The 21,231-nt window shown below is 63.6% G+C and carries 16 protein-coding genes and 1 other RNA gene; 7 read left to right on the top strand and 10 right to left on the bottom strand.

The features are described from left to right. Positions 1 to 29 precede the first annotated feature (29 nt). On the bottom strand, positions 30 to 2,057 hold the full coding sequence (gene dnaX / locus CEW87_RS10960; protein ID WP_108972984.1) for a DNA polymerase III subunit gamma/tau: 2,028 nt from the start codon (positions 2,055 to 2,057) through the stop codon (positions 30 to 32). Positions 2,058 to 2,490: 433 nt separating this feature from the next. Here dnaX and CEW87_RS10955 point away from each other — a divergent pair, with 433 nt between their 5' ends. After that, positions 2,491 to 3,381: a ZIP family metal transporter gene (locus CEW87_RS10955; RefSeq protein WP_108972982.1), complete on the top strand. Its 891-nt coding sequence runs from the start codon at positions 2,491 to 2,493 to the stop codon at positions 3,379 to 3,381. 74 nt (positions 3,382 to 3,455) lie between these two features. Here the strand turns inward: CEW87_RS10955 and ffs are convergent. After that, positions 3,456 to 3,554, bottom strand: an RNA gene (ffs, locus tag CEW87_RS10950) — signal recognition particle sRNA small type. Between the two features lie 148 nt (positions 3,555 to 3,702). Between ffs and CEW87_RS10945 the strand changes: the two genes are divergently transcribed. The 5 genes from CEW87_RS10945 (at position 3,703) to CEW87_RS10925 (ending at position 10,511) form a co-directional block, all read left to right on the top strand. Next, a complete protein-coding gene (locus tag CEW87_RS10945; protein WP_108972980.1) occupies positions 3,703 to 4,524 on the top strand; it encodes a nitroreductase family protein in 822 nt (273 codons plus the stop codon). A 66-nt stretch (positions 4,525 to 4,590) separates the two neighbouring features. After that, positions 4,591 to 6,000, top strand: a complete 1,410-nt coding sequence (locus CEW87_RS10940; RefSeq protein ID WP_108972978.1) for a nicotinate-nucleotide adenylyltransferase — start codon at positions 4,591 to 4,593, stop codon at positions 5,998 to 6,000. Between the two features lie 150 nt (positions 6,001 to 6,150). After that, a complete protein-coding gene (locus tag CEW87_RS10935) occupies positions 6,151 to 7,782 on the top strand; it encodes a BCCT family transporter (RefSeq protein WP_108972976.1) in 1,632 nt (543 codons plus the stop codon). 91 nt (positions 7,783 to 7,873) lie between these two features. Beyond that, positions 7,874 to 9,751 (top strand): DUF294 nucleotidyltransferase-like domain-containing protein, encoded by a 1,878-nt coding sequence (locus CEW87_RS10930; RefSeq protein ID WP_108972974.1) that lies wholly within the window; start codon positions 7,874 to 7,876, stop codon positions 9,749 to 9,751. Positions 9,752 to 9,761: 10 nt separating this feature from the next. Continuing rightward, positions 9,762 to 10,511: a 3'-5' exonuclease gene (locus CEW87_RS10925; protein ID WP_108972973.1), complete on the top strand. Its 750-nt coding sequence runs from the start codon at positions 9,762 to 9,764 to the stop codon at positions 10,509 to 10,511. 28 nt (positions 10,512 to 10,539) lie between these two features. Here the strand turns inward: CEW87_RS10925 and nirD are convergent, their stop codons facing one another. From nirD to CEW87_RS10905, 4 genes are read right to left on the bottom strand one after another with little or no spacing between them, the layout of a single operon-like run. Then, the gene (gene nirD / locus CEW87_RS10920) at positions 10,540 to 10,845 is read right to left on the bottom strand and encodes a nitrite reductase small subunit NirD (protein ID WP_108972971.1); all 306 of its coding nucleotides are present in this window, start codon (positions 10,843 to 10,845) and stop codon (positions 10,540 to 10,542) included. Then, positions 10,817 to 13,318, bottom strand: a complete 2,502-nt coding sequence (gene nirB / locus CEW87_RS10915) for a nitrite reductase large subunit NirB (RefSeq protein WP_108972970.1) — start codon at positions 13,316 to 13,318, stop codon at positions 10,817 to 10,819. The genes nirD and nirB overlap by 29 nt, the downstream gene beginning before the upstream one ends. Before the next feature lie 11 nt (positions 13,319 to 13,329). Then, positions 13,330 to 14,094: a uroporphyrinogen-III C-methyltransferase gene (cobA, locus tag CEW87_RS10910; protein WP_108972968.1), complete on the bottom strand. Its 765-nt coding sequence runs from the start codon at positions 14,092 to 14,094 to the stop codon at positions 13,330 to 13,332. Between the two features lie 13 nt (positions 14,095 to 14,107). Further along, on the bottom strand, positions 14,108 to 14,902 hold the full coding sequence (locus tag CEW87_RS10905; protein WP_108972966.1) for an ABC transporter ATP-binding protein: 795 nt from the start codon (positions 14,900 to 14,902) through the stop codon (positions 14,108 to 14,110). A 102-nt stretch (positions 14,903 to 15,004) separates the two neighbouring features. Between CEW87_RS10905 and CEW87_RS10900 the strand changes: the two genes are divergently transcribed. Next, a complete protein-coding gene (locus CEW87_RS10900) occupies positions 15,005 to 16,090 on the top strand; it encodes an IS5 family transposase (protein WP_075146924.1) in 1,086 nt (361 codons plus the stop codon). A gap of 213 nt (positions 16,091 to 16,303) precedes the next feature. On the opposite strand, the gene ntrB is transcribed toward CEW87_RS10900, so the two are convergent. From ntrB to rlmB, 4 genes are all read right to left on the bottom strand, one after another. Beyond that, on the bottom strand, positions 16,304 to 17,224 hold the full coding sequence (gene ntrB / locus CEW87_RS10895; protein ID WP_108977136.1) for a nitrate ABC transporter permease: 921 nt from the start codon (positions 17,222 to 17,224) through the stop codon (positions 16,304 to 16,306). Positions 17,225 to 17,256: 32 nt separating this feature from the next. After that, positions 17,257 to 18,657 (bottom strand): CmpA/NrtA family ABC transporter substrate-binding protein, encoded by a 1,401-nt coding sequence (locus CEW87_RS10890; protein WP_108972964.1) that lies wholly within the window; start codon positions 18,655 to 18,657, stop codon positions 17,257 to 17,259. Between the two features lie 420 nt (positions 18,658 to 19,077). Beyond that, positions 19,078 to 20,367 carry a nitrate regulatory protein gene (locus tag CEW87_RS10885; protein ID WP_108972962.1) on the bottom strand — a complete coding sequence of 430 codons (1,290 nt, stop codon included), beginning with the start codon at positions 20,365 to 20,367 and terminating at the stop codon, positions 19,078 to 19,080. Positions 20,368 to 20,445: 78 nt separating this feature from the next. Continuing rightward, positions 20,446 to 21,168: a 23S rRNA (guanosine(2251)-2'-O)-methyltransferase RlmB gene (gene rlmB / locus CEW87_RS10880; RefSeq protein WP_108977134.1), complete on the bottom strand. Its 723-nt coding sequence runs from the start codon at positions 21,166 to 21,168 to the stop codon at positions 20,446 to 20,448. Positions 21,169 to 21,231 lie beyond the last annotated feature (63 nt).

The following is a 21,231-nucleotide window of genomic DNA, read 5'->3' as shown; positions in this document are numbered from 1 at the left end:
GTGACAACTCCCCAAAGTGAGATGGATGGTTAGAAGGGTTTGACTGTGGCTTCGACCAGCGTGGCATCGAAGCGCTCGATCAGTTCGCGCACGAAGGGGTCGCTTTCGAGCGCAGCCACCGCGACCGCATGGCGCGCGCGACGCTCGATTTCATCACGCTGGGCGGGTGTCTCGCCGGTGATTGCACCGACATCGACCCGAATTCTGAGCGGGCGCGACAGTGCGGACGCAAGCTGGTCCTGCACGCGCTCGACCGCAGCCCGGTTCATGTCGAGCAGATGGCGATGGGTATCGGACAGGCGCAGGACCAGCAGGTCATCGACACATTCGACCCACTCGCAGTGCTGCGCAAGCTCGCGCACCAGCCCACCGATACCGAGCAACCGGACCACCGTGCGCCAGTCACTTGCGGCAAATGCGGCAGCCAGATCGGCATCAGCGTGGGCATCCCGCGGCGCAGGAGTCGCTGCAGGTGCGCCTGGCACAACAATCGGCGACTCAGGCGCCGGCGTGTGCGCAGACGCCTCGGGTCGCGCGGCAGCCTTATCCGCAGGCGTTGCTGGCGGAGCCGGAACCGCGGGCGCTGCATCCGCCTCGTCGTCGAAGGCATTGGCGCCCCCCGAATACGCGTCGTCATGCATCATCGCCTCGGGCGGCAGATCCTCCCAGGGCGCCAGGTCGCGACTGGCCGGCTTTGGGCCGGACCCAGACTCGACCTTCGGCTTGATCTCAGGCTGCGGCTCGGGCTTTCTTTCGACCGGCGCGGTCATGGCAGGCTGCAAGACAGGTGGGGGCGAGACCGGCTGAGGCGCGGGCGATGGTGCCGCACTGCGCTCGGCGACGGAGGCTGCGGATGAAGCCGGTGTCGCAGCCGCAACCGGACGCGTTTCAGCCCCCCCAGAAACCGGTGAAACCGTCCTCGCCTCGCCGCTGCCGCCGCTCCCCGCAAGCGCAGGAGAGCCCATCGCAGCAGGCTGATCAGGCCGGAACGCGTGCAAACGCAACAGCGTCATGCTGAAGCCGGTGTATTCGTCAGGCGCCAGCGCCAACTCGTCGCGACCGTGGATCGCGATCTGGTACGCCAACTGGAGAAACTCGGCATCGAATTTTTCGGCATGCGGTGCCAGACGCTGACGTTCTACGTCGTCGGAAATGGCGCCAGGTGCGAACTGAAACAGCGCGATTCGACCCAGCATCGAAGCCAGTGCCTGCAGCGCTGCATCGAAAGAAAGACTGCGTGCTTCCATGCCGTCGGCGACCGCCAGCATCGCGGCGACATCACCCGCTGCGAGCGCATCGAGCAATGCATGCAGGTGGTCGTCTCCGACCGTGCCGAGCATGTGCGTGACCGGCTCCTCGACCACCTTCCCCGCGCCGTGGGCAATGGCCTGATCCAGCAGCGACAGCGCGTCGCGCATCGAACCGTTTGCCGCCTTGGCAATATGGCGCAGCGCGCCGGGCTCGAACACAACCTCTTCGGCCGCAAGCACACCCGACAGATGGTCAACGATACTGCCCTGCGGCATCTGCTTCAGGTTGAACTGCAGACAGCGCGACAACACGGTGACCGGAATCTTCTGCGGATCGGTCGTCGCAAGAATGAACTTGACGTGCTCCGGCGGCTCTTCGAGCGTCTTCAGCATCGCATTGAAGGCATGGCCGGTGAGCATGTGCACTTCGTCGATCATGTAGACCTTGTAGCGCCCCTGCACCGGTGCATAGACCGCCTTGTCCAGCAAGGCCGCCATGTCGTCGACACCGCGATTGGACGCGGCATCCATCTCGACGTAGTCGGGGAAGCGGTCGGCGTCGATCGCCCGACAGGCGTCACACACGCCGCACGGTTCGGCGGTGATACCGGTCTCGCAGTTGAGCGCCTTGGCAAGAATGCGCGAAATGGTGGTCTTTCCCACCCCCCGCGTTCCCGTAAACAACCAGGCGTGATGCAGCCTGCCGGTGGTCAGCGCGTGCGAAAGCGCGCGGACCACATGCTCCTGTCCGACCAGCGTACCGAAGGACTTCGGCCGCCATTTACGTGCGAGAACCTGATAGCTCATGGGCAGCGATTCTATCAGAGCAACCCCGGCTCTCCGGGAGAGCTTGATGGCAAGACCCTTCGATAATTAACAACCATCAAAACAATACATTCAATCGATTGGCGCTATCAAAAGACGCCGCTTATTCTGGCGCCGTAACCCAGACAACGGACACCCCGGAGACCAGAAAGCCATGACCACATCGAACTTCAACTACCAGACACTGCTGGAAACCCTGCGCGAGATCTGTGCCGATTTCGCTTACACAGTCTGAGCCCCCCCTTCCCTCGGATGCGCTGCCGGCCGCTGCACTCAAGGGCCTGAATGCACGATGCCGATACCACCCACCTATCACATCAATCATTACGTTCAATTTTTACTATAGAAACACCAGGGCCATACTAAGCCTGCGCCCTGACACGTCGCCCGGGCAAAGATTCAGGGAGGTACTGCCATGATCGCTCGAGTTGCCCGACTGCATTTCCAGCCCAACAGCACAGCGGGCGCCTTGCGCGCCGCCGGCGGCTGGCTGATCGCCCTGATCGGTTTCAGTCTGCTGGCCACCCGCATCGCGTCCGGACTGACGGCGCTCGACGGTCCGCTCGCCGACGCGGTTGCGGGTGGGGCGATGGCCGCCGCCGCGACCGCGCTCGGGGCCGTCCCCTTGCTGGTCATGCGCCGGATCAGTTCCGGCATGCAAGGCATGCTGCTCGGATTCGGCGCGGGCGTCATGCTTGCAGCCAGTGTGTTTTCACTGCTGATACCGGCCTTCAGCGCCGCACAGGTTCAAGGCGCGAGCAGCACCGACGCCGCCTTGCTCGTTGCCGCAGGACTCGCCCTCGGCGCCGGCCTGTTACTGGCAATGGATCGCATGCTGCCGCACACCCACGCACCGGACGGATCGAAGTCGGCGACAGCCGTATGGCTCTTCGTTTTCGCCATTGCGGTTCACAACATTCCGGAAGGGCTCGCCATCGGCGTGGCCAGCGGAACCGCCAGCAGCGGCAACGCGGTCGCGACCGGCATCTCGCTGCAGAACGTCCCCGAAGGCCTGATCGTGGCGATTGCGCTGGCAACGGCCGGTTATTCGCGCCTGCTCGCGTTCGCGGTTGCGGCCTTGTCGGGACTGATCGAACCGATCGCGGCGGTGGCCGGCTCGCTGATGGTGACGGTGTCTTCGGCATTGCTGCCCTGGGGGCTGGCTGGCGCTGCGGGCGCGATGCTGTTCGTCGTCAGCCACGAGATCATCCCCGAGTCGCATCGCAAGGGGCACGAAACACTGGCGACCAGCGGCCTCATGATCGGCTTCGTGGCCATGATGCTGATGGACACGCTCCTCGCCTGAACCGACCAGCCGGGGTCGGATGGCACGAACGAAAAAAGGGCGTCACCTTTCGGAGACGCCCTTTCTAGAATGAGGGTGGCGAGCCCGACCCCCGGCACTTGCAGGGAACGGCTGTGGCTGCTGCCTTCCGGCCCTGACCAGGTTCACCGCGCTGCAATGCGGGGAGACCCGCCACGGCGCGCACTATAACAGTGATCGCCCGCAACGTCAGCCACTATGAACGGAACCTCCTCAAGCACGTATACTCGGAGCCTTCTCGCAGCAGTGCGCTGCGACACGGAATCCGGCGAATCGCCCCCCCATATTGAACAGGACAATTACATGAGCGACACGCAGTCTCGCCTCGACATCCGTTACGGCAGCAATGCCATGCCCGCCCCCCAAAGCTGGAGCCCGGTCATCGACAGCCTGCTTGGCCATTGCTCGGTGCGCAGCTATCTGCCCACCCCGGTCAGCGACGACCAGCTGACCGCCATCATCGCCGCAGCGCAGTCGGCCTCCAGTTCATCGAACCTGCAGGCATGGAGCGTGGTGGCCGTGCGCGATCCCGCCGCACGTGCAGCGCTCGCCGAATGCGCAGGGGGGCAGGCACATGTGCGCGATGCACCGCTGCAACTGGTGTGGCTTGCCGACCTTGCCCGCCTCGAAGGCCTGGCGACATCGAACGAGCGCCCGAGTGCTGCGCTCGATTACATGGAGATGTTCCTGGTTGGCGTCATCGACGCGGCACTGGCCGCGCAGAACGCTGCCGCCGCAGCCGAATCGATCGGACTGGGCACGGTGTATATCGGCGGCATGCGCAACAAGCCCGAAGCCGTGGCAGAACTGCTGAACCTGCCGCCTCGCGTTGTCGCCGTATTCGGCATGTGCGTGGGCACGCCCGATCCGGCCAAACCGGCTGCGGTCAAGCCGCGCCCACCACAGTCGGTTGTCATGCATCACGAACGCTATTCGCTGCCGGCGCAAGCGCCTGGCATCGAGGCCTACAATGCGGCGATGGCGAGCTTCTACGAAGAACAGAAGATGAATGTCCACGGTACCTGGGCCATTCACTCGGCCAAGAGAATCGCCGGCCCGGAGACGCTTTCCGGCCGCGATCACCTCGTCGAAGCGCTGCACAAGCGCGGCTTCGAACTGAAATAAGCCTAGCCTTGCGGCGACGGGCGCGTTCGCGTCCGTCGCCCTGTCCTAACGTACGGAGCCGACCCGATGCGCAAACGCGACACCATCCTCTCGACCGATCAGAAGGCACTCGCCCTCAACCTGGACAAGTTCAAGTACGGTTCCATCGTGGAAATCGGTGCAGGACAGGAAGTCGCGCGCCGCTTCTTCCATGCCGGTGCGGCTGCGGGTACGGTGGCCAAGACCATGTCAGCCTACGACATGGCGGTCAGCGACGATATTTACGGCCATGTCGATCGCTATGTCAGTCGCGCACGACTGATGCAGATGCTGGACAAGGAGTTCACTCAGGTCGTCGACCGGCTCACCCATGTCCGCCCCAAGAACACCACCTTCTTTGCTTACGCAGCCACGGTTACCGCGCGCAGCTTCAAGCAAAAGAACGAATGCCACGGCTGGATCGGCATCCGCCTGCAACTTCACCCGGGCGCGCAGCCGAGCGACGTGATCCTGCATGTGCGCATGCTCGACAACGACAACGCCCTCCAGTCCGAAGCCCTCGGCATTCTCGGCGTGAACCTGATCCACGGCGCATTCTTCAACCACGACCAGCCCGAATGGGTGATCGAGGGCCTGGCTGACGGACTCTCCCCGGAGCGTATCGAGGTCGACCTGATCCACTTCTCCGGCCCATATTTCGAGGAAGTCGAAAACCGGCTGATGAACCTGCACCTGATCAGCAGCTGGCTGACCCGTGCGATCATCTTCAACCCCGCAGGCGAGGTTGTCGTGCCCGGCGAGCTGCTCTACCGCAAGCCGATGCTGGTCATCCGTGGCAGCTTCAAGCCGGTGACCTGCGTCAATATCGACATGATGCTGGGCGGACAAAAACAGTTCAGCCAGGAATCGGCGGTGGCCGAACAGGAAGTCCTGTCGCTGGCCGAGATCACGATGAATTCACTCGCCAGCGGCGACAGCATCGACGGTGCGGATTTTCTTGCGCGCATCGACCTGCTCGCCTCGCAGGGATACACGGTGATGATCTCGGACTACGTGCGTTTCTTCCGCCTGCGCGCCTACCTGCGTCGCTACACGCAGAAACCCATCGGCATCGTCATGAGCGTGCGCGATCTCGAAGTGCTGTTCGACGAGAAATACTACGACGGACTCGAAGGCGGCATCCTCGAGGCCTTCGGCAAGCTGTTCCCGGACAACACGCACGTCTACGTCTACCCTTCCCGCCCCCACGGCGCGGCAGAAATGATCACGCTCGACAACGTCCCGGTACCCGAGCACCTGCGCCACCTGCTCGCTTACCTCAAGGAGAACGGCAAGCTGGTCGCAATCGAACCCCAGGACGCCGGCCACCTCGAGATCGACGCCGCCGAAACCCTCGCCGGTCTTCGCCGCGGGCGGGGCAACTGGGAGAAAGACGTACCCGAGGGCGTGACTCAGCGGATCATCGAACAAAGGCTGCTTGGCTTCGATTCCGAGTGAGTTGGTGCGTCATGAGCCCAATCGGCGCATGTCGCACCTGCGCAGGCCGACTTTCATGCATGGTAGACTTCAGCCGCTAAGTAGCATCAGCCTAGTACCTTGTATCTGGCGATCCACCCCTCTCAGTCGTCCCCAACAAGGAAGCCTCCCATGACAAAAAAAAGGGATCCCATGATCCCCGACGGTGACGTCAACCCGATCGATACCGACTACAAGATCGGTCAGGACAACATCCTGGTCAATGTCGGTCCCTTCGGCCTCGACATCCACAACCGGGTATTTGCAATCTCGGCCATCGCAGTCATCGCCTTCGTGGCCCTGACCCTGATGTTCCAGGCTCAGGTCGAACCCATGTTCGGCAGCATGCGCGGCTGGCTGACCTCGAACCTCGACTGGTTCTTCATCGGCGCCGGCAACATTTTCGTTCTGGTCTGCATCGGACTGGCGATCTCTCCGCTGGGCAAGGTCCGCCTCGGTGGTACAGAAGCGAAACCCGACTACACCTACACCGGCTGGTTCTCCATGCTGTTTGCCGCCGGCATGGGCATCGGTCTGATGTTCTTCGGCGTGTCCGAACCGCTCTCGCACTTCGGCAGTTCGCTCGGTGGCACCGCGATGGAGAACGGCGTGCGCACCGACTGGGCACCGCTGGGTGCCGCGGCCGGTGATGCTGCGGGCGCTTCACGCCTCGCGATGGCCGCTACGATCTACCACTGGGGCCTGCACCCATGGGCGATCTACGCCATCCTCGCGCTGGGTCTGGCACTGTTCTCCTTCAACAAGGGGCTGCCGCTGACGATCCGCTCTGTGTTCTACCCCCTGCTCGGTGAACGCGTGTGGGGCTGGCCGGGTCACGTGATCGACATCCTCGCGGTGCTCGCGACCCTGTTTGGTCTCGCCACCTCGCTCGGCTTCGGCGCCTCGCAAGCGGCCGCCGGCCTCAACTACCTGTTCGGCATCCCGCTGGGCAACACCACGCAGATCGTGCTGGTGGTGGGCATTACTGCCATTGCGCTGGTTTCGGTGCTGGCCGGACTCGACGCCGGCGTGAAGCGTCTGTCCGAGATCAACATGGTGCTCGCCGTTGTTCTGCTTGCCTTCGTGATCATGGTCGGCCCGACGCTGGCCATCATGACCGGCTTTGTCGACAACCTCGGCGCCTACCTCGAGTATCTGCCCGCACTGGCCAATCCGATCAACCGTGAAGACGTGAACTTCTCCCAGGGCTGGACGGCCTTCTACTGGGCGTGGTGGATTTCCTGGTCACCCTTCGTCGGCATGTTCATCGCCCGCGTTTCGCGTGGTCGCACGGTACGTGAGTTCATCGTCTCGGTGCTGCTCGTGCCTTCGCTTGCCTGCGTGCTGTGGATGACGGTATTCGGCGGCACTGCGATCAGCCAGCTGGTCAAGGACGGTTACGAGGCTGCGGCCAACGCCGACCTGCCGCTGCAACTGTTCTACATGCTTGATGTCCTGCCGCTGGCGCAGATCACCTCCTTCCTCGCGATCATCCTCGTGGTGGTGTTCTTCGTCACCTCGTCCGACTCCGGCTCACTGGTGATCGACGTCATCGCTGCAGGCGGCAAGGTCGATGCGCCCACACCGCAACGCGTCTTCTGGTGCACCTTCGAAGGCCTGGTCGCAATTGCACTGATTCTGGGCGGCGGTCTGGTGGCGCTTCAGGCGATGGCGGTATCGACCGGCTTCCCGTTCACCATCGTGCTTCTCGTTGCCACGATATCGGTGATCAAGGGTCTGGCGTCGGAGCCCAGGGCCTCCTGACCCAACGCCTGCCTCATGGCAGCCAAACCGGGCGAGCGCTTGATGAACAAGTGCCCGCCCGTTTTTTTTCACACTCACCGTGGCCACTCAGATGCAGGACGAACAGCTAGAGATCCTTGATTTTCTGCGCCGTTATCCGCCGTTCCAGGAACTGCCGGAAGAGACCCTGCACGTCGTCGCACAGTCGGTGGACGTGCGCTACTTCAAGGCCGGCGCCCGCATCCTCGAGTTCGGCGAGGAGGCGCTTGCCTGGTATGTGGTGCGCAGCGGCGCGGTGGAAGTCTTCCGCCGCAACGGCACGCTATACAACCGTCTGACAGAAGGCGGTTACTTCGGCGAGTTCGGCCTCCTGCATCGCAAACAGGTACGCTTTCCGGCTGCGGCGCTCGAAGACACCCTTGTCTATCTGATCCCCGAGCCGGTGTTCACCGACCTGTTCGAGAACAACGAACAATTCGCCGATCTGGTCGAAGTCGAGGACCGCACCCGCCTGCGCCAGGTCGTGTCCCGCCGCGAAGACGCGAATCAGCTGATGTCGGCGACCGTCGATGTGCTGATCAGTCGCGAGCCGGTCATGCTCGGGCGCGGCTCGACCGCGATGGATGCCGCGCGCTGCATGACCGACGAAGGGGTCTCTTCACTTCTGATCATCGACGAGTCCGATGCAGCGTCGTCGACGCCAAGCATGGCCGGCATCATCACCGACCGCGACATCCGCGTGCGGCTGGTGTCGCAGGGCCTGAGCTACGACACGCCGGTCACCGACATCATGTCGTCGGAGCTGGTCTGGGTCGAACACAATCAGCTCGTGTTCGAAGCCATGCTGCAGATGCTGCGCAACAACGTGCACCATCTGCCGGTGCTCAAGAATCATCGCCCGATCGGTGTGGTCGCGCTGTCGGACATCATTCGCTACGAGTCGCGCAACAGCCTGTTCGTGGTCAGCAGCATTTTCCGCCAGCAAAGCGTCGATGAACTCGCGGCGCTCACCGCCGACGTCCACGCCTGCTTCTCGCGCATGGTGACCGAGGATGCGAGTTCGCGCATGATCGGCAGCGCGATGGCGGTGATCGGGCGCAGCTTCAAGCAGCGTCTGCTCGAACTCGCGGAGGAACATCTTGGGCCGCCGCCCGTCCCCTACTGCTTTCTGGCGCTGGGTTCGATGGCGAGACAGGAACAGCTCATCGTCACCGATCAGGACAACGCGCTGGTGCTCGACAACAGTTTCGATCCGGCACGCCACGACGACTACTTCAAGTCGCTGGCCGCCTTCGTCAGCGACGGCCTGGCGCGCTGCGGCTACACCTACTGCACCGGCGGGGTGATGGCGACCAATGCAAAGTGGCGCCAGCCGCTGCGCGAGTGGGAGCGTTACTTCACCGAGTGGATCGAGAAACCGACGCCGGAGTCGCTGCTCAACAGCGGCATCTTTTTCGACCTCGATGGCGTCTGGGGCAAGACTGAATGGATCGATGGCCTGCGCCGCCTCATCTCCCGCAAGGCCAAGGGCAACTCGCGCTTTCTCGCGTGCATGGCACGCAATGCGCTCCTGCGCACCCCGCCGCTGGGCTTCTTCAAGGACTTCGTGGTGGAATCCGACGGACGGCACAGCCGCGCGATCAATCTCAAGCGACGCGGCACGGCCCCGCTCGCCGACCTGATTCGGGTGCATTCGCTGGCCGTGGGATCGGTTGCGCTGAACTCCTTTGAACGCCTGCGCGACATCATCGAAGCCGACATCCTGCCGCGCGGACGCGGACAGGACCTCCACGACGCACTGGAATTCGTATCCATGGTGCGCATCCGCAATCAGGCGGGCGACCTCGCCGTGGGCAACGAGCCCGACAACAGCATCGAACCGGAGAGCCTCTCCGACTTCGAGCGCAAGAGCCTGCGCGATGCCTTCCTCATCCTGAGCAACGCGCAGAAATACCTGAAATTCCGCTACCAGCCCGGCCGCAGCGCTTGAGGGGGCCATCGTGCTACATCTAGGCTCACTCCAGCAGAAACAGCCCAGCGCCACGCCTGGCACAACAGTGCAGGACTGGCCGCAGCACTTTGCCGAACTGGCAGCGGCCGCGCACGACGAGCGGCTGAAGCGCTTCTACACGGCGGGCGCGGTCGCCGGCGACACACCGCTGTCGGCGGTGCCGTTGATGGCGCTTGATGTCGAGACCACCGGCCTCGATCCGGTGCGCGACGGTATTGTCAGTATCGGCCTGGTACCGATGCGCCTCGACCGCATCCTCGCCAGCCAGTCACGGCACTGGATTCTGAAGCCCCGCACGGCACTGGGTGAGGAGTCGGTGACGATTCACGGCATCACCGACTCCCAGGTCGATACCGCGCCGGACCTGATCGAGATCCTCGACGAAGTGTTGCAGCACATGGCCGGCCATGTGCTGGTGGTGCATTGCAGTGCGATCGAGCGCCAGTTTCTCAACGGCGCGCTGCGACCACGCATCGGCGAAAGGATCGAGTTCCCGGTGATCGACACCATGGAGCTTGAGGCGCGCCTTCACCGCAAGAAACGCCCTGGCCTGTTCGCACGCCTGTTCGGTCACAAACAGCGCTCCATCCGGCTTGCCGCAAGCCGCAGCCGCTACGGACTGCCGCGCTACCGGCCACACCATGCACTGACCGACGCGCTCGCCTCCGCCGAGTTGCTGCAGGCGCAGATCGCCCACCGCTTCTCACCTGAGACCCCGGTCAGCGCACTCTGGTCCTGAGGTCCACGGCACGCTGACCGGCGCAGCATCAGGTCTCCAGCCACACCTCCCCGGCTTCGATCCGCACCGGATAGTTGCGCACACAGCCCTCGTCCGGCGCACACGCATGACCGGAATCGAGTTCGATGTTCCAGTTGTGCAGCGGGCAGGTCACCTTGTGCCCATGCACGATGCCCTGCGACAGGGGACCGCCCTTGTGCGGGCAGGCATCGGCAATCGCGTACACGTTGTCGCCTTCGGCACGGAACACCGCGATGTCGCCATCGGCATGCGCGACGACGCGCGCACCGAGTGCCGGGATTTCTTCAAGAGGACACAGTTTCTGCCAGGCCATGGCGATCTCCGTTGCTGTTGTTCAGGTCGATAGTCTGGTAGTTGCGCACCAGGGGCGCGGTACGCTGCTCGGCCCAGGGATCGGGCGCGTCCTTCAGTGCAAACAGCAGGCGCTCGTACAGCGCCTTGCGGTTGGCGGCGTCTTCGACGACGCGCTTCTTCGCATGCTCGAGACCGACACGCTCGATGTAGTGGCAGGTGCGCTCAAGGTAATAGGCCTCCTCGCGGTAAAGCTGCAGGAAGGCACCGCCGTACTCCATCACCTCCTCGTCGCTGCCGACCTTGCAGAAGAACTGCGCGACCTCGGTCTTGATGCCGCCGTTGCCGGCCACATAGAGCTCGTAGCCGGAATCGACCCCGATGATGCCGACGTCCTTGATCCCGGATTCGGCGCAGTTGCGCGGGCAGCCTGACACCGCCAGCTTCACCTTGTGCGGACTCCACATGCCAAACAGCATCTTCTCCAGCTTGACCCCGAGATCCATCGCCAGTTGCGTGCCGAAGCGGCAGTGCTCCATGCCGACGCAGGTCTTCACCGTGCGCAGGCTCTTGCCGTAGGCGTGACCGGAGACCATGCCGGCTGCGTTGAGGTCGGACCAGATCAGCGGCAGGTCGGCCTTCTTCACGCCGAGCAGGTCGATGCGCTGGCCACCGGTGACCTTGACCGTCGGCACCTTGTACTTCTCGGCCGCGTCTGCGATCGCACGCAGTTCGTCCGGCGTGGTCAGCCCGCCCCACATCCGCGGCACCACCGAGTAGGTCCCGTCCTTCTGGATGTTGGCATGGGCACGTTCGTTGATGAAGCGGCTCTGCGGGTCATCCTCGGCCTCGAACGGCCAGGTTGAGATCAGGTAGTAGTTGAGCGCCGGGCGGCAGGTTGCGCAGCCGTTCGGCGTGCTCCATTCCAGCGCCCGCATGGTGTCGGGAATGCTGAGCAGCTTGTGCTGACGGATCGCCTCGCGCACTTCTCCATGCGTATGCTCGGTGCACCCGCACACCGGCTTCGCGTACTTGTCGGTGGATTGATAGGCGCCGCCGACGGTCGAGGCGAGAATCTGCTCCACCAGTCCGGTGCATGAGCCGCAGGACGACGACGCCTTGGTGTGCTTCTTCACCTCTTCGAGCGTAAACAGGCCCTTCTCGCGGATCGTCTTGACGATGGTGCCCTTGCACACCCCGTTGCAGCCGCAGATCTCGGCCGTATCGGGGAGCAGCGCGGCCTGACTCTGGCCCTGGTGGCCGGCATCGCCAAGCTGTGACTGGGTAAAGCTCTGGCCGAACATCAGGTGGTCGCGCATCGCCGACACATCCTTGCCCTCGCGCACGAGCTGGAAATACCACGCACCGTCGGCGGTGTCGCCCACCATCACCGCACCGGCGAGCTTGTCGTCCTTGAGCACCAGCTTCTTGTAGACGCCACCGGCTCGGTCATGCAGCACGATCTCGTCACAGCCGGCACCACCCTGGAAGTCGCCAGCGGAGAACACATCCACGCCTGTGACCTTGAGCTTGGTCGAAGTCACCGAGCCTTCGTAGCGGCCGATACCGAAGCCCGCCAGGTGGTTCGCGCACACCTTGGCCTGATCGAACAAGGGGGCCACCAGCCCGTAAGCGGTGCCACGATGGTTTGCGCACTCGCCCACCGCATAGACACGCGGATCGGTGACTGTCTGCAAGGTGTCGGTGACGACGATGCCACGATCACAGAGCAGACGTGCCGATTCGGCCAGGCTGGTGCTGGGACGGATACCCGCAGCCATCACCACCAGGTCGGCTGCCAGCTCGGTGCCATCCTTGAGCCGCACCGCACCCACGCGGCCGCTGTCGGCCGCCACCAATTCCGCGGTCTGCGCCTGCAGGCAGAACTTCATGCCCTTCGCTTCGAGCGAGGCCTGCAACAGGTCGGCTGCGGACTTGTCGAGCTGGCGCTCCATGATCCAGCCACCAAGGTGCACCACGGTCACCTGCATGCCGCGCAGGATCAGACCATTGGCCGCCTCAAGGCCGAGCAGCCCGGCACCGATCACCACCGCGTGCTGGTGATGCTTTGCGGCTTCGATCATGGCCTCGGTATCGGCAATGTCACGATAGGCGATGACGCCCGGCAGATCCTTGCCCGGCACCGGCAGCATGAAGGGCACCGAGCCGGTGGCCAGCAGCAGGCGGTCATACGTGACCTCAGTGCCATCATCGGCCCGTACCGTGCGCCTTGCACGGTTGACCTCGACCACCTTGCGCCCGGCATGCAGGGTGATGCCGTTTTCGCGATACCAGTCGAGATCGTTGAGCATGATGTCGGGCAGGGTCATTTCCCCGGCCAGCACCGGCGACAGCAGGATGCGGTTGTAATTGCCGTGCGGCTCGGCGCCGAACACGGTGATGTCGAAGCAGTCGGGGGCGTGCTTGAGCAACTCCTCCAGGGTTTTCACCCCCGCCATGCCGTTACCAACCATGACCAGTTTCTGTTTCTTCATGATGTACTCCTTCAGGCCGCGAGGATGCGTGCCGAAATGTCCTGGGTAGAGGTCGTCGCCACCGCCAGCGCGGCGACTTCGCCGACGACGATGATCGCGGGCGAGGCCAGCCCTTCGGCGCACACCCGTGCCGGCAGGTCGGCGAGCGTGGCCTTGACGTGGCGCTGGCCGGGCAAGGTGCCCGATGCGATCGCAGCGGCAGGCGTGTCGGGGGGCAGGCCGGCGGCAATCAGCCGTGCCACGATATTGAGCAGGCGGGACAGCCCCATGTAGATCACCAGGGTCGTGCCGCCTTGCGCCAGCGCACGCCAGTTGGGCTCGTCGCAGCCCTCGCCGGAGGTACCGGTCACCAGCGTCACGCCCTGGGTGTAGGCGCGGTGCGTCACCGGGATGCCGACCGCGGCCGGGACCGAGATCCCTGCGGTCAGCCCCGGCACGACTTCGGCTTCGATGCCGGCAGCGGCAAGTGCTTCGACTTCTTCACCGCCACGCCCGAACACGAAGGGGTCTCCCCCCTTGAGCCGCAGCACGCACTTTCCGCGACGCGCATAGCGCACCATCAGCCGATGAATGAAACCCTGCGGCGTGGATGCCTTGCCGCCACGCTTGCCCACTTTCAGCACGCGCGCGTCGGGCCTCACCATGGCGAGGATCTCGTCGGAAACGAGGTCGTCGGCGAGCACGATTTCGGCCTTCTCCGCGAGCAGCCGGGCCGCACGCAGCGTGAGCAGGTCCGCGGCACCCGGTCCGGCACCGATCAGATACACTTTTGACATGTCCGTCTCCGGGTCAGGCTGCGCGTTTGAGCTGCTTGTTGTAGAGGAACTCCATGATCGCCGCGCGGCACTCGCCGAAGTGATGATCGTGGGCCAGGGCGAGCCGTTCGCGCGGGCGCTCGATGTTCACCTCTAAGATCTCGCCGATGGTCGCCGACGGGCCGTTGGTGAGCATGATCACGCGGTCGGACAGCAGCACGGCCTCGTCGACATCGTGCGTCACCATCACCATGGTCGCCCTGGTGGCCGCGAGGATCTTCATCAGTTCATCCTGCAGATTGGCGCGGGTCAGTGCGTCGAGTGCGCCGAAGGGCTCGTCCATCAGCAGGATTCTTGGCTGCATCGACAGCGCGCGGGCAATGCCGACACGCTGCTTCATGCCACCCGAGATCTCGTTCGGATACTTGTTCTCGGCGTGCGTCAGGCCGACCAGTTCAAGCGCCTCGTGGGTACGCTCCCTGAGCTTTGCCTTGCCTTCCCTGGCCGAAAACACGCGCTCGACCGCAAGGTAGACGTTGTCGAAGCAGGTCAACCACGGCAGCAGGGAGTGGTTCTGGAACACCACCGCCCGCTCCGGCCCGGGGCCTGCGATCTCGCGGCCGTCGCACAGCATCACGCCACTGCTGGGCAGGGTGAGTCCGGCGATGAGATTGAGCAGCGTCGATTTGCCGCAGCCGGAGTGACCGATCAGGGAGATGCTCTCGCCTTCGCGGATCTCCAGATTGACGTCGCGCAGTGCGACGAACGGCCCCTTCTTGGTGTCGAAGGACTGACCGACACTTTCGATCTGTACGATACGTTTCGTCATGACGATCTCCTTAGCAGGATGTTGATTTAATAGGTTTTCCAGCATCCATGCGGGTTGTGAGGCTGATATAATTACATCTGCATTAAGAAACTGATTATTCTCATGCGCGGCATCGACCATAAACAGAACGCCCTGTTCAGCTACGTCAATATCGAAGACCGCATTGACCGGGATCATCCGTTGCGCCGGATCAAAACGCTGGCCGATATGGTTCTGCGCACGATGTCGCCGCAATTCGATGCGTTGTATGCCGATGGTGGCCGCCCGTCGATTGCACCGGAACGCTTGTTGCGGGCGTCGCTGTTGCAATGTCTGTTTTCGATTCGCTCGGAGCGTGCGCTGGTCGAGCATATCGATTTCAACATGATGTTCCGGTGGTTCGTCGGCATGACGCTGGACGAGCCGGTCTGGGATCACTCGACGTTCAGCGCCAATCGCGAGCGGCTCCTCAAGGAGAGCGTGATGCGCGAGTTCTTCGGTGGCGTGGTGGCGATCGCCGAATGGGCCGAGCTGGTGTCGGACGAGCATTTCAGTGTCGACGGCTCGCTGTTGCGGGCGTGGGCCTCGCACAAGAGCATGATGGCCCGGGACGGCTCCGACGAGCCGCCCGGACCGGATCAGGGACGCAACCCCGAGGTGGACTTTCGCGGCAAGAAGCGCTCGAACAAGACGCACGTCTCGCGCACCGACCCGCAGGCCCTGCTCGCCAGCAAGGGCGGCGGCGTGGCGTACCTGAGCTACACCACGCATGCGTTGGCCGAGAATCGTCACGGTCTGATCGTCGATGTCCACACTACGACCGCCACCGGAACCGCTGAGCGTGAGGCGGCGTTGGTGATGGCCAGGCGCAGCATCAAGCCCGGCAATTCGGCGCACAAGCCGACGCTGGCGGCCGACCGGGGGTACGACACCGCCGAGTTCATCGCCGCGCTCGAGCCGCTGGGCATTGCCCCGCATGTCGCGGCCAAGGTCAAGGGCAGCGCCGTGCCCAATGAGGTGAAGTCGTCCCCCGGTTACGCGGTCAGCCTGCGCCGACGCAAGATGATCGAAGAGGCCTTTGGCTGGGCGAAGGATATCGGCACGCTGCGCCATGCGATGGCGCGTGGGCTGGATCGAATCCGTGCGCATGCGTTGCTCAATTTCTCGGCTTATAACCTGACGAGATTGGGCAATCTGCTGGCGCCGTAATTCGCGGGCGCCCTGGCGCCCTGCGGATGGGAAACGTTGTAGTCGAAAAACCATGTCTTTGCGGCGACAGGAGCGCTGCTGATTTGCGGTAGCACAATCGACGGAAAAGTCAGCTTGAATCGGCATGATCACGGGGAAAGCGGGCGATTTTCAAAGTCGATTTTTCCCAGGGGACTGGAAACCGAAGGTGAACCCGAGATTTTCAACACCCTGTTAGCGGCTTTCGTAGCTGAAATGGCGGGCCACCATCATCAGGGCCTGCTCGAGAATCAGGCCGACGATGCCGATGATGAAGATGGCGATGATGATGTGCTCGACCTTGAGGTTGTTCCATTCATCCCATACCCAGAAGCCGATGCCGACGCCGCCAGTGAGCATTTCCGCGGCGACGATCACCAGCCAGGCGGTACCGATGGCCAGGCGCACGCCGGTGAGGATGTTGGGCAGGACTGCGGGGAAGAGGATGCGGGTGACCACCTTCCATTCAGACAGGTTCAGTACCCGGGCAACGTTCAGGTAGTCCTGCGGCACCGAGCGCACGCCCGCCGCGGTGTTCATGATCATCGGCCAGATCGAGCAGATGAAGATCACCCAGATCGCGGCAAGGTTGGCCTCCTGAAACACCAGCAGACCGATCGGCAGCCAGGCTAGCGGCGACACCGGACGCAGCAGGCCGATGACGGGTTCGGTGGCCATGTTCATGAACTTGAAGCGACCAACAATGAACCCCAGCGGGATGCCGACCACGGCGGCGAGGCCAAAACCGACACCGACCCGCCCCAGCGAATACAGCACGTTCCAGCCGATGCCCATGTCGTTGGGGCCGTTGTCATAGAACGGGTCGGCCAGCAGCTCGACTGCCGCATCCCATGTCACCAGCGGCCCGGGGAAGATGTCGATCCGGCTCGACACCGCCCACCAGATCGCGAGCAGCAGCCCCATGCCGGCGGCCATGGCCACCAGGCTGCGCGCTAACCCGGACGCCATCGGGCGAAGTCGCTCCATCAGCCCGGGCGCTGCCGGCTCGGCGACAACCGGATGAACCACCGCACGAGCCGCGGCATCCGCAGTCCCTGCCCTGCTTTCGGTCAGCTCGGCAACAGGCCGGCCGACAGTCACTGAAATCGCAGTCATGTCCTTGTCCTTTTCAGTCGTCATGCACGGAATCAGGCGTTGGCTTTGGCAAGTGCATCAAGGCTGACCTTCATCGCATGCACCTTGAAGCCCTTGAGGTAATCCACCGGCCTGGACGGGTCGAAGCTCATGCCGTCGAAGAAGCGATCCGGCCCCATCGCGATCGGCGACGTGGCCTTGTCCAGCGTCCACCCCGCTGCGTGCGAGCCTTCGGTCTTGTAATCGATGGTCGGGATGGCGATGCCCAGATCCTTGGCGGCGTCGCGGTAGATGTCGCTGCGATAGACCTGTTCGGCCACTTTCCTGAAGTTGATCGCGCTCTCGATCTGGCCCCAGCGCACCATCTGCGTGAGGAACCACACTGCATGCGAACGCCACGGGAAGGTCGCCGCGTAGCGGTAGAAGACGTTGAAGTCCGGCATCTTCTGCGGGCCCTCGGCCTTGGTGTACATCCAGGTCCCGGTCATCGAGTTCTCAACCACCGACGCCGGCGCATTGACGTAGGACTTGGCGGAGATGATCTTCACCACCTCGTTGCGGTTCTCGGGCTTGTCCATCCACTGCGCGGCCTCGATCAGGGCGCGCACCGCAGCCTTGTGCGTGTTCGGGTTCCTGTCGGCCCATTCGCGGGTGACGCCGAAGACCTTCTCCGGATTGTTGTTCCAGATCTCGTAGTTGGTGATGATCGAGCGCCCAATGCCCATCTCCACTGCGCGCTGGTTCCACGGCTCGCCCACGCAGTAGCCGACGATGTTCTTCGACTGCAGGTTGGCCACCATCTGCGGCGGCGGAATCACGATCAGGCGCACGTCCTGATCGGGATCGATGCCGGCCGAGGCCATCCAGTAGCGGATCTCGTAGTTGTGGGTGGAGACCGGGAACACCATGGCGAAGGTCATCGGCTCCCTGCCCGCCTTCTTGTCCTCGTCGATGACCTTCTTCAGCGCCAGCGCCGAGGTCGGGCGGCCCTGCATCGCGGCCGGGTCGGCGGCGAGCATGCGCTCGTAGAGTTCATTCGATACGGTGATGCCGTTGCCGTTGAGGTCCATCGAAAAGGCGGTGACGGTTTCCTGCTGGTTGGCGCCGACCCCGAGCGTGGCCGCCAGCGGCATGCCGGCCAGCATATGGGCGCCGTCCAACTCGCCCAGCGAAACCTTGTCGCGGATGTTGGCCCAGGACGCCTCCTTCGACACCTCTACATCGAGGCCGTGTTTCTTGAAGAAGCCCTTTTCCCTGGCGATCACGATCGGCGCACAGTCGGTGAGCGGGATGATGCCGAACTTCAGCGTGGTCTTCTCCAGCCCTTCCGAGCCGGCAGCCCAGACGCCGCCGGGGAAAAGGCCGGACAGCATCGCTGCGGTACCTGCTGCGGCGCCGGCCTTGATGAAACCGCGACGGGTCAACTCGGGGGTTTTGATCGTCTGCTTGCTCATCGTGAACTCCTTGATTGAATTCTGAAATGCAAAAAGGCGTCCATTCCTGCTCGGCGCTTGCTGCGCGGAGGGAATGGACGCCTTTGTCCTGTGTTCGGGATTGTGTCGAGCGCCGGACCATCGTTGATCCAGCTTTGCAGTGCCTAATGCAGTAAGCGTGCCAGTTCCACGCATGAGGCCGCAGCCCGCTAAAACACTGAGATCGGGGAAGGATCGCGGTAGCAGGCGCAATGAACTTGACGCACTGCTGCAGTGCAATGCCACGGCATCTGCACAGGCTTAGTGCAGGCGTGCGCCGTCAGCGCCCCATCGACAGAGGGGCAATCAGCGCCGCGCGGGGCATGGAGAAATCAGTCTGAAAGCTGCTGTGAAGCGAGGGGGCTCACCACGTTTGTCGGGGCCGCCTCCCGCGGGTCATGCTCAGTCGGGCTTGAGGAACTCGGCGAGAGAGAGCGTCGCCTCAGCGACATCGACAAGGCGACGATGCTGATCCATTGCGGTTTGTCGCAACAGTTTGTAGGCCTCGTCTTCGCTCAGGCCACGCCTGGACATCAGCAGGCCCTTGGCGCGCTCGACCAGCTTGCGTTCATTGAGCGCTGCACGCGCCGTATTGAGTTCATCGCTCATGTCCTGCAGCCGCTGCGACTGCAGCTGCATGAGATCGAGCACCGAGCGCCCAAGCTTGGGACTGAGTCCGTCCGCCTCCACCAGCCCGGTTGCGTCGCCCTCAGGTGTCGGTGCCGAGGTGGCGGACTTGTCGAAGAAAACCGCCAGCGGCGCCGCACTTTGTCCCCCAAGCGCCGAAAGTGCATCGAGGAAGCGCTTGTGATCGTGAAGATCGGAGCGTGCCTCGAGCAGCTTGGCTTCACACAGATGCAGCAGCGCATTGGTCGCGCAGTCTTCGACCTGGCGCATCGCATCGATCCGTGAGGTCGTGCATTCGAACCAGCGCTCGCTGGCCTCGGCCGCCACGGGGGCAGTCGACGCAGCGCAGGCGATGCGACGCATTCGCTCCACCTCGGCAATCGCGGGTGAGGTATGGGCATTGCGCCAGATCGTGCGCAAGGTCGGATCGGCAAACTCGACAAAGATCTGGAAACAACGGTCCTGGGCATCAATCAGGTGCGTGAGCCGCTGCTGCTCCGTGGCTTCGAAATGTCCGGCCGCAAAACCTGCAGCGCCGGCCGCACGCTCCTGCCCGGCCAGTTCCTTGCCCTGCATGAAGTTGAACAGGGCGACCAGTGCCCGCGACACCGCCGGGTCTGCGGCGATATCTGCTGCCTCGAACACCACCGCCATGAGACCAGCGATCAGCTCGGTAAAGCTGCGGGTGGCCTCTTCGACACCGAGCGTGCGCCCCGCCACCCGGCTGCGCAATGCCGGAAGCGCATCGAGGCCGTGCAGCACGTAGGCGATGCGACTGAACAGTCGCACGCCACCCGCCATACGTCCGGAGTCAGTATCGAGCTGGAGGAAGCGTTCGCGCGCAGCAGCTTCTGCCGCCACGCTGGCCTCGACCCGCTCCAGCCGCTGCGCGGCAAACCGACGTCCGGCCGACGCCAGATAGACGTTGGACACGCCACGCTCTTTTTGCAGCATGTGCACGAGCTCACTCACGCCCTTCACGAGACCACTGGTGATCTCAAGCTGCTCCAGGCCATGAATCTCGCAGCGTTTGGCCGCCACCAGAAAACCCAGCGCAGACTTCATCCCATCTCCTCCACGGACGCCCTATTCGCCTGACCCCGCTACCACATGAAACACCGCGGAAACACCGCGCGAGCCGACTCAGGCACCGCGCTGACGCCTTGCCTCGAACAGACAGATGCCACTGGCCACCGAGACGTTGAGGCTCTCCACCGACCCCAGCATTGGGATTTTCGCCAGCACGTCGCAGGTATCGCGAGTCAGCCGGCGCAGTCCGTCGCCTTCTGCCCCCAGCACCCAGGCCACCGGTCCCTTCTGGTCGACATCGAACACCGATTGCTCGGCTTCGCCGGCCGCACCGATGATCCAGACCCCCGCTTCCTGCATTTCGCGCAGTGCGCGGGCAAGGTTGGTGACGGTGATATAGGGCACGGTATCGGCTGCGCCACTGGCGACCTTCACCGCAGTGGCATTGAGCCCGACTGCGCGATCCTTGGGCGCAATCACCGCATGCGCACCCACTGCGTCCGCAACCCGCAGGCAGGCGCCGAGATTGTGCGGATCCTGCACACCGTCGAGTACCAGCAGCAAGGCGGGCTCATCGAGCGACTCGAGCACGTCGGCCAGCTTGAGCTCGCGATGCCGCCCATCGATACGGGCGATGACGCCCTGATGGCGGCGGGTGCCAACCATGCCGTCGAGGCGGTCCGACTCGCTCGGAATCAGGCGCACACCCTGGGCTTCGGCGAGTTGCTGTACTTCACGCGCGCGAATGTCCTGGCGCTGACTCGACAGATAGAGCTCGAACACCGCTTCCGGGTCGCGCTTCAGCTTGCCGAGTACGGCATGAAATCCATAGATCAGACGCGACGCGGGACGCCCTGCATCGGCGCTGACGTCTGCTGCGACGGCGTCATCGACCGCTGC

This window comes from Parazoarcus communis (assembly GCF_003111665.1).
GTDB lineage: Bacteria > Pseudomonadota > Gammaproteobacteria > Burkholderiales > Rhodocyclaceae > Parazoarcus > Parazoarcus communis_B.
This window is presented reverse-complemented; position numbering and strand designations above follow the sequence as displayed.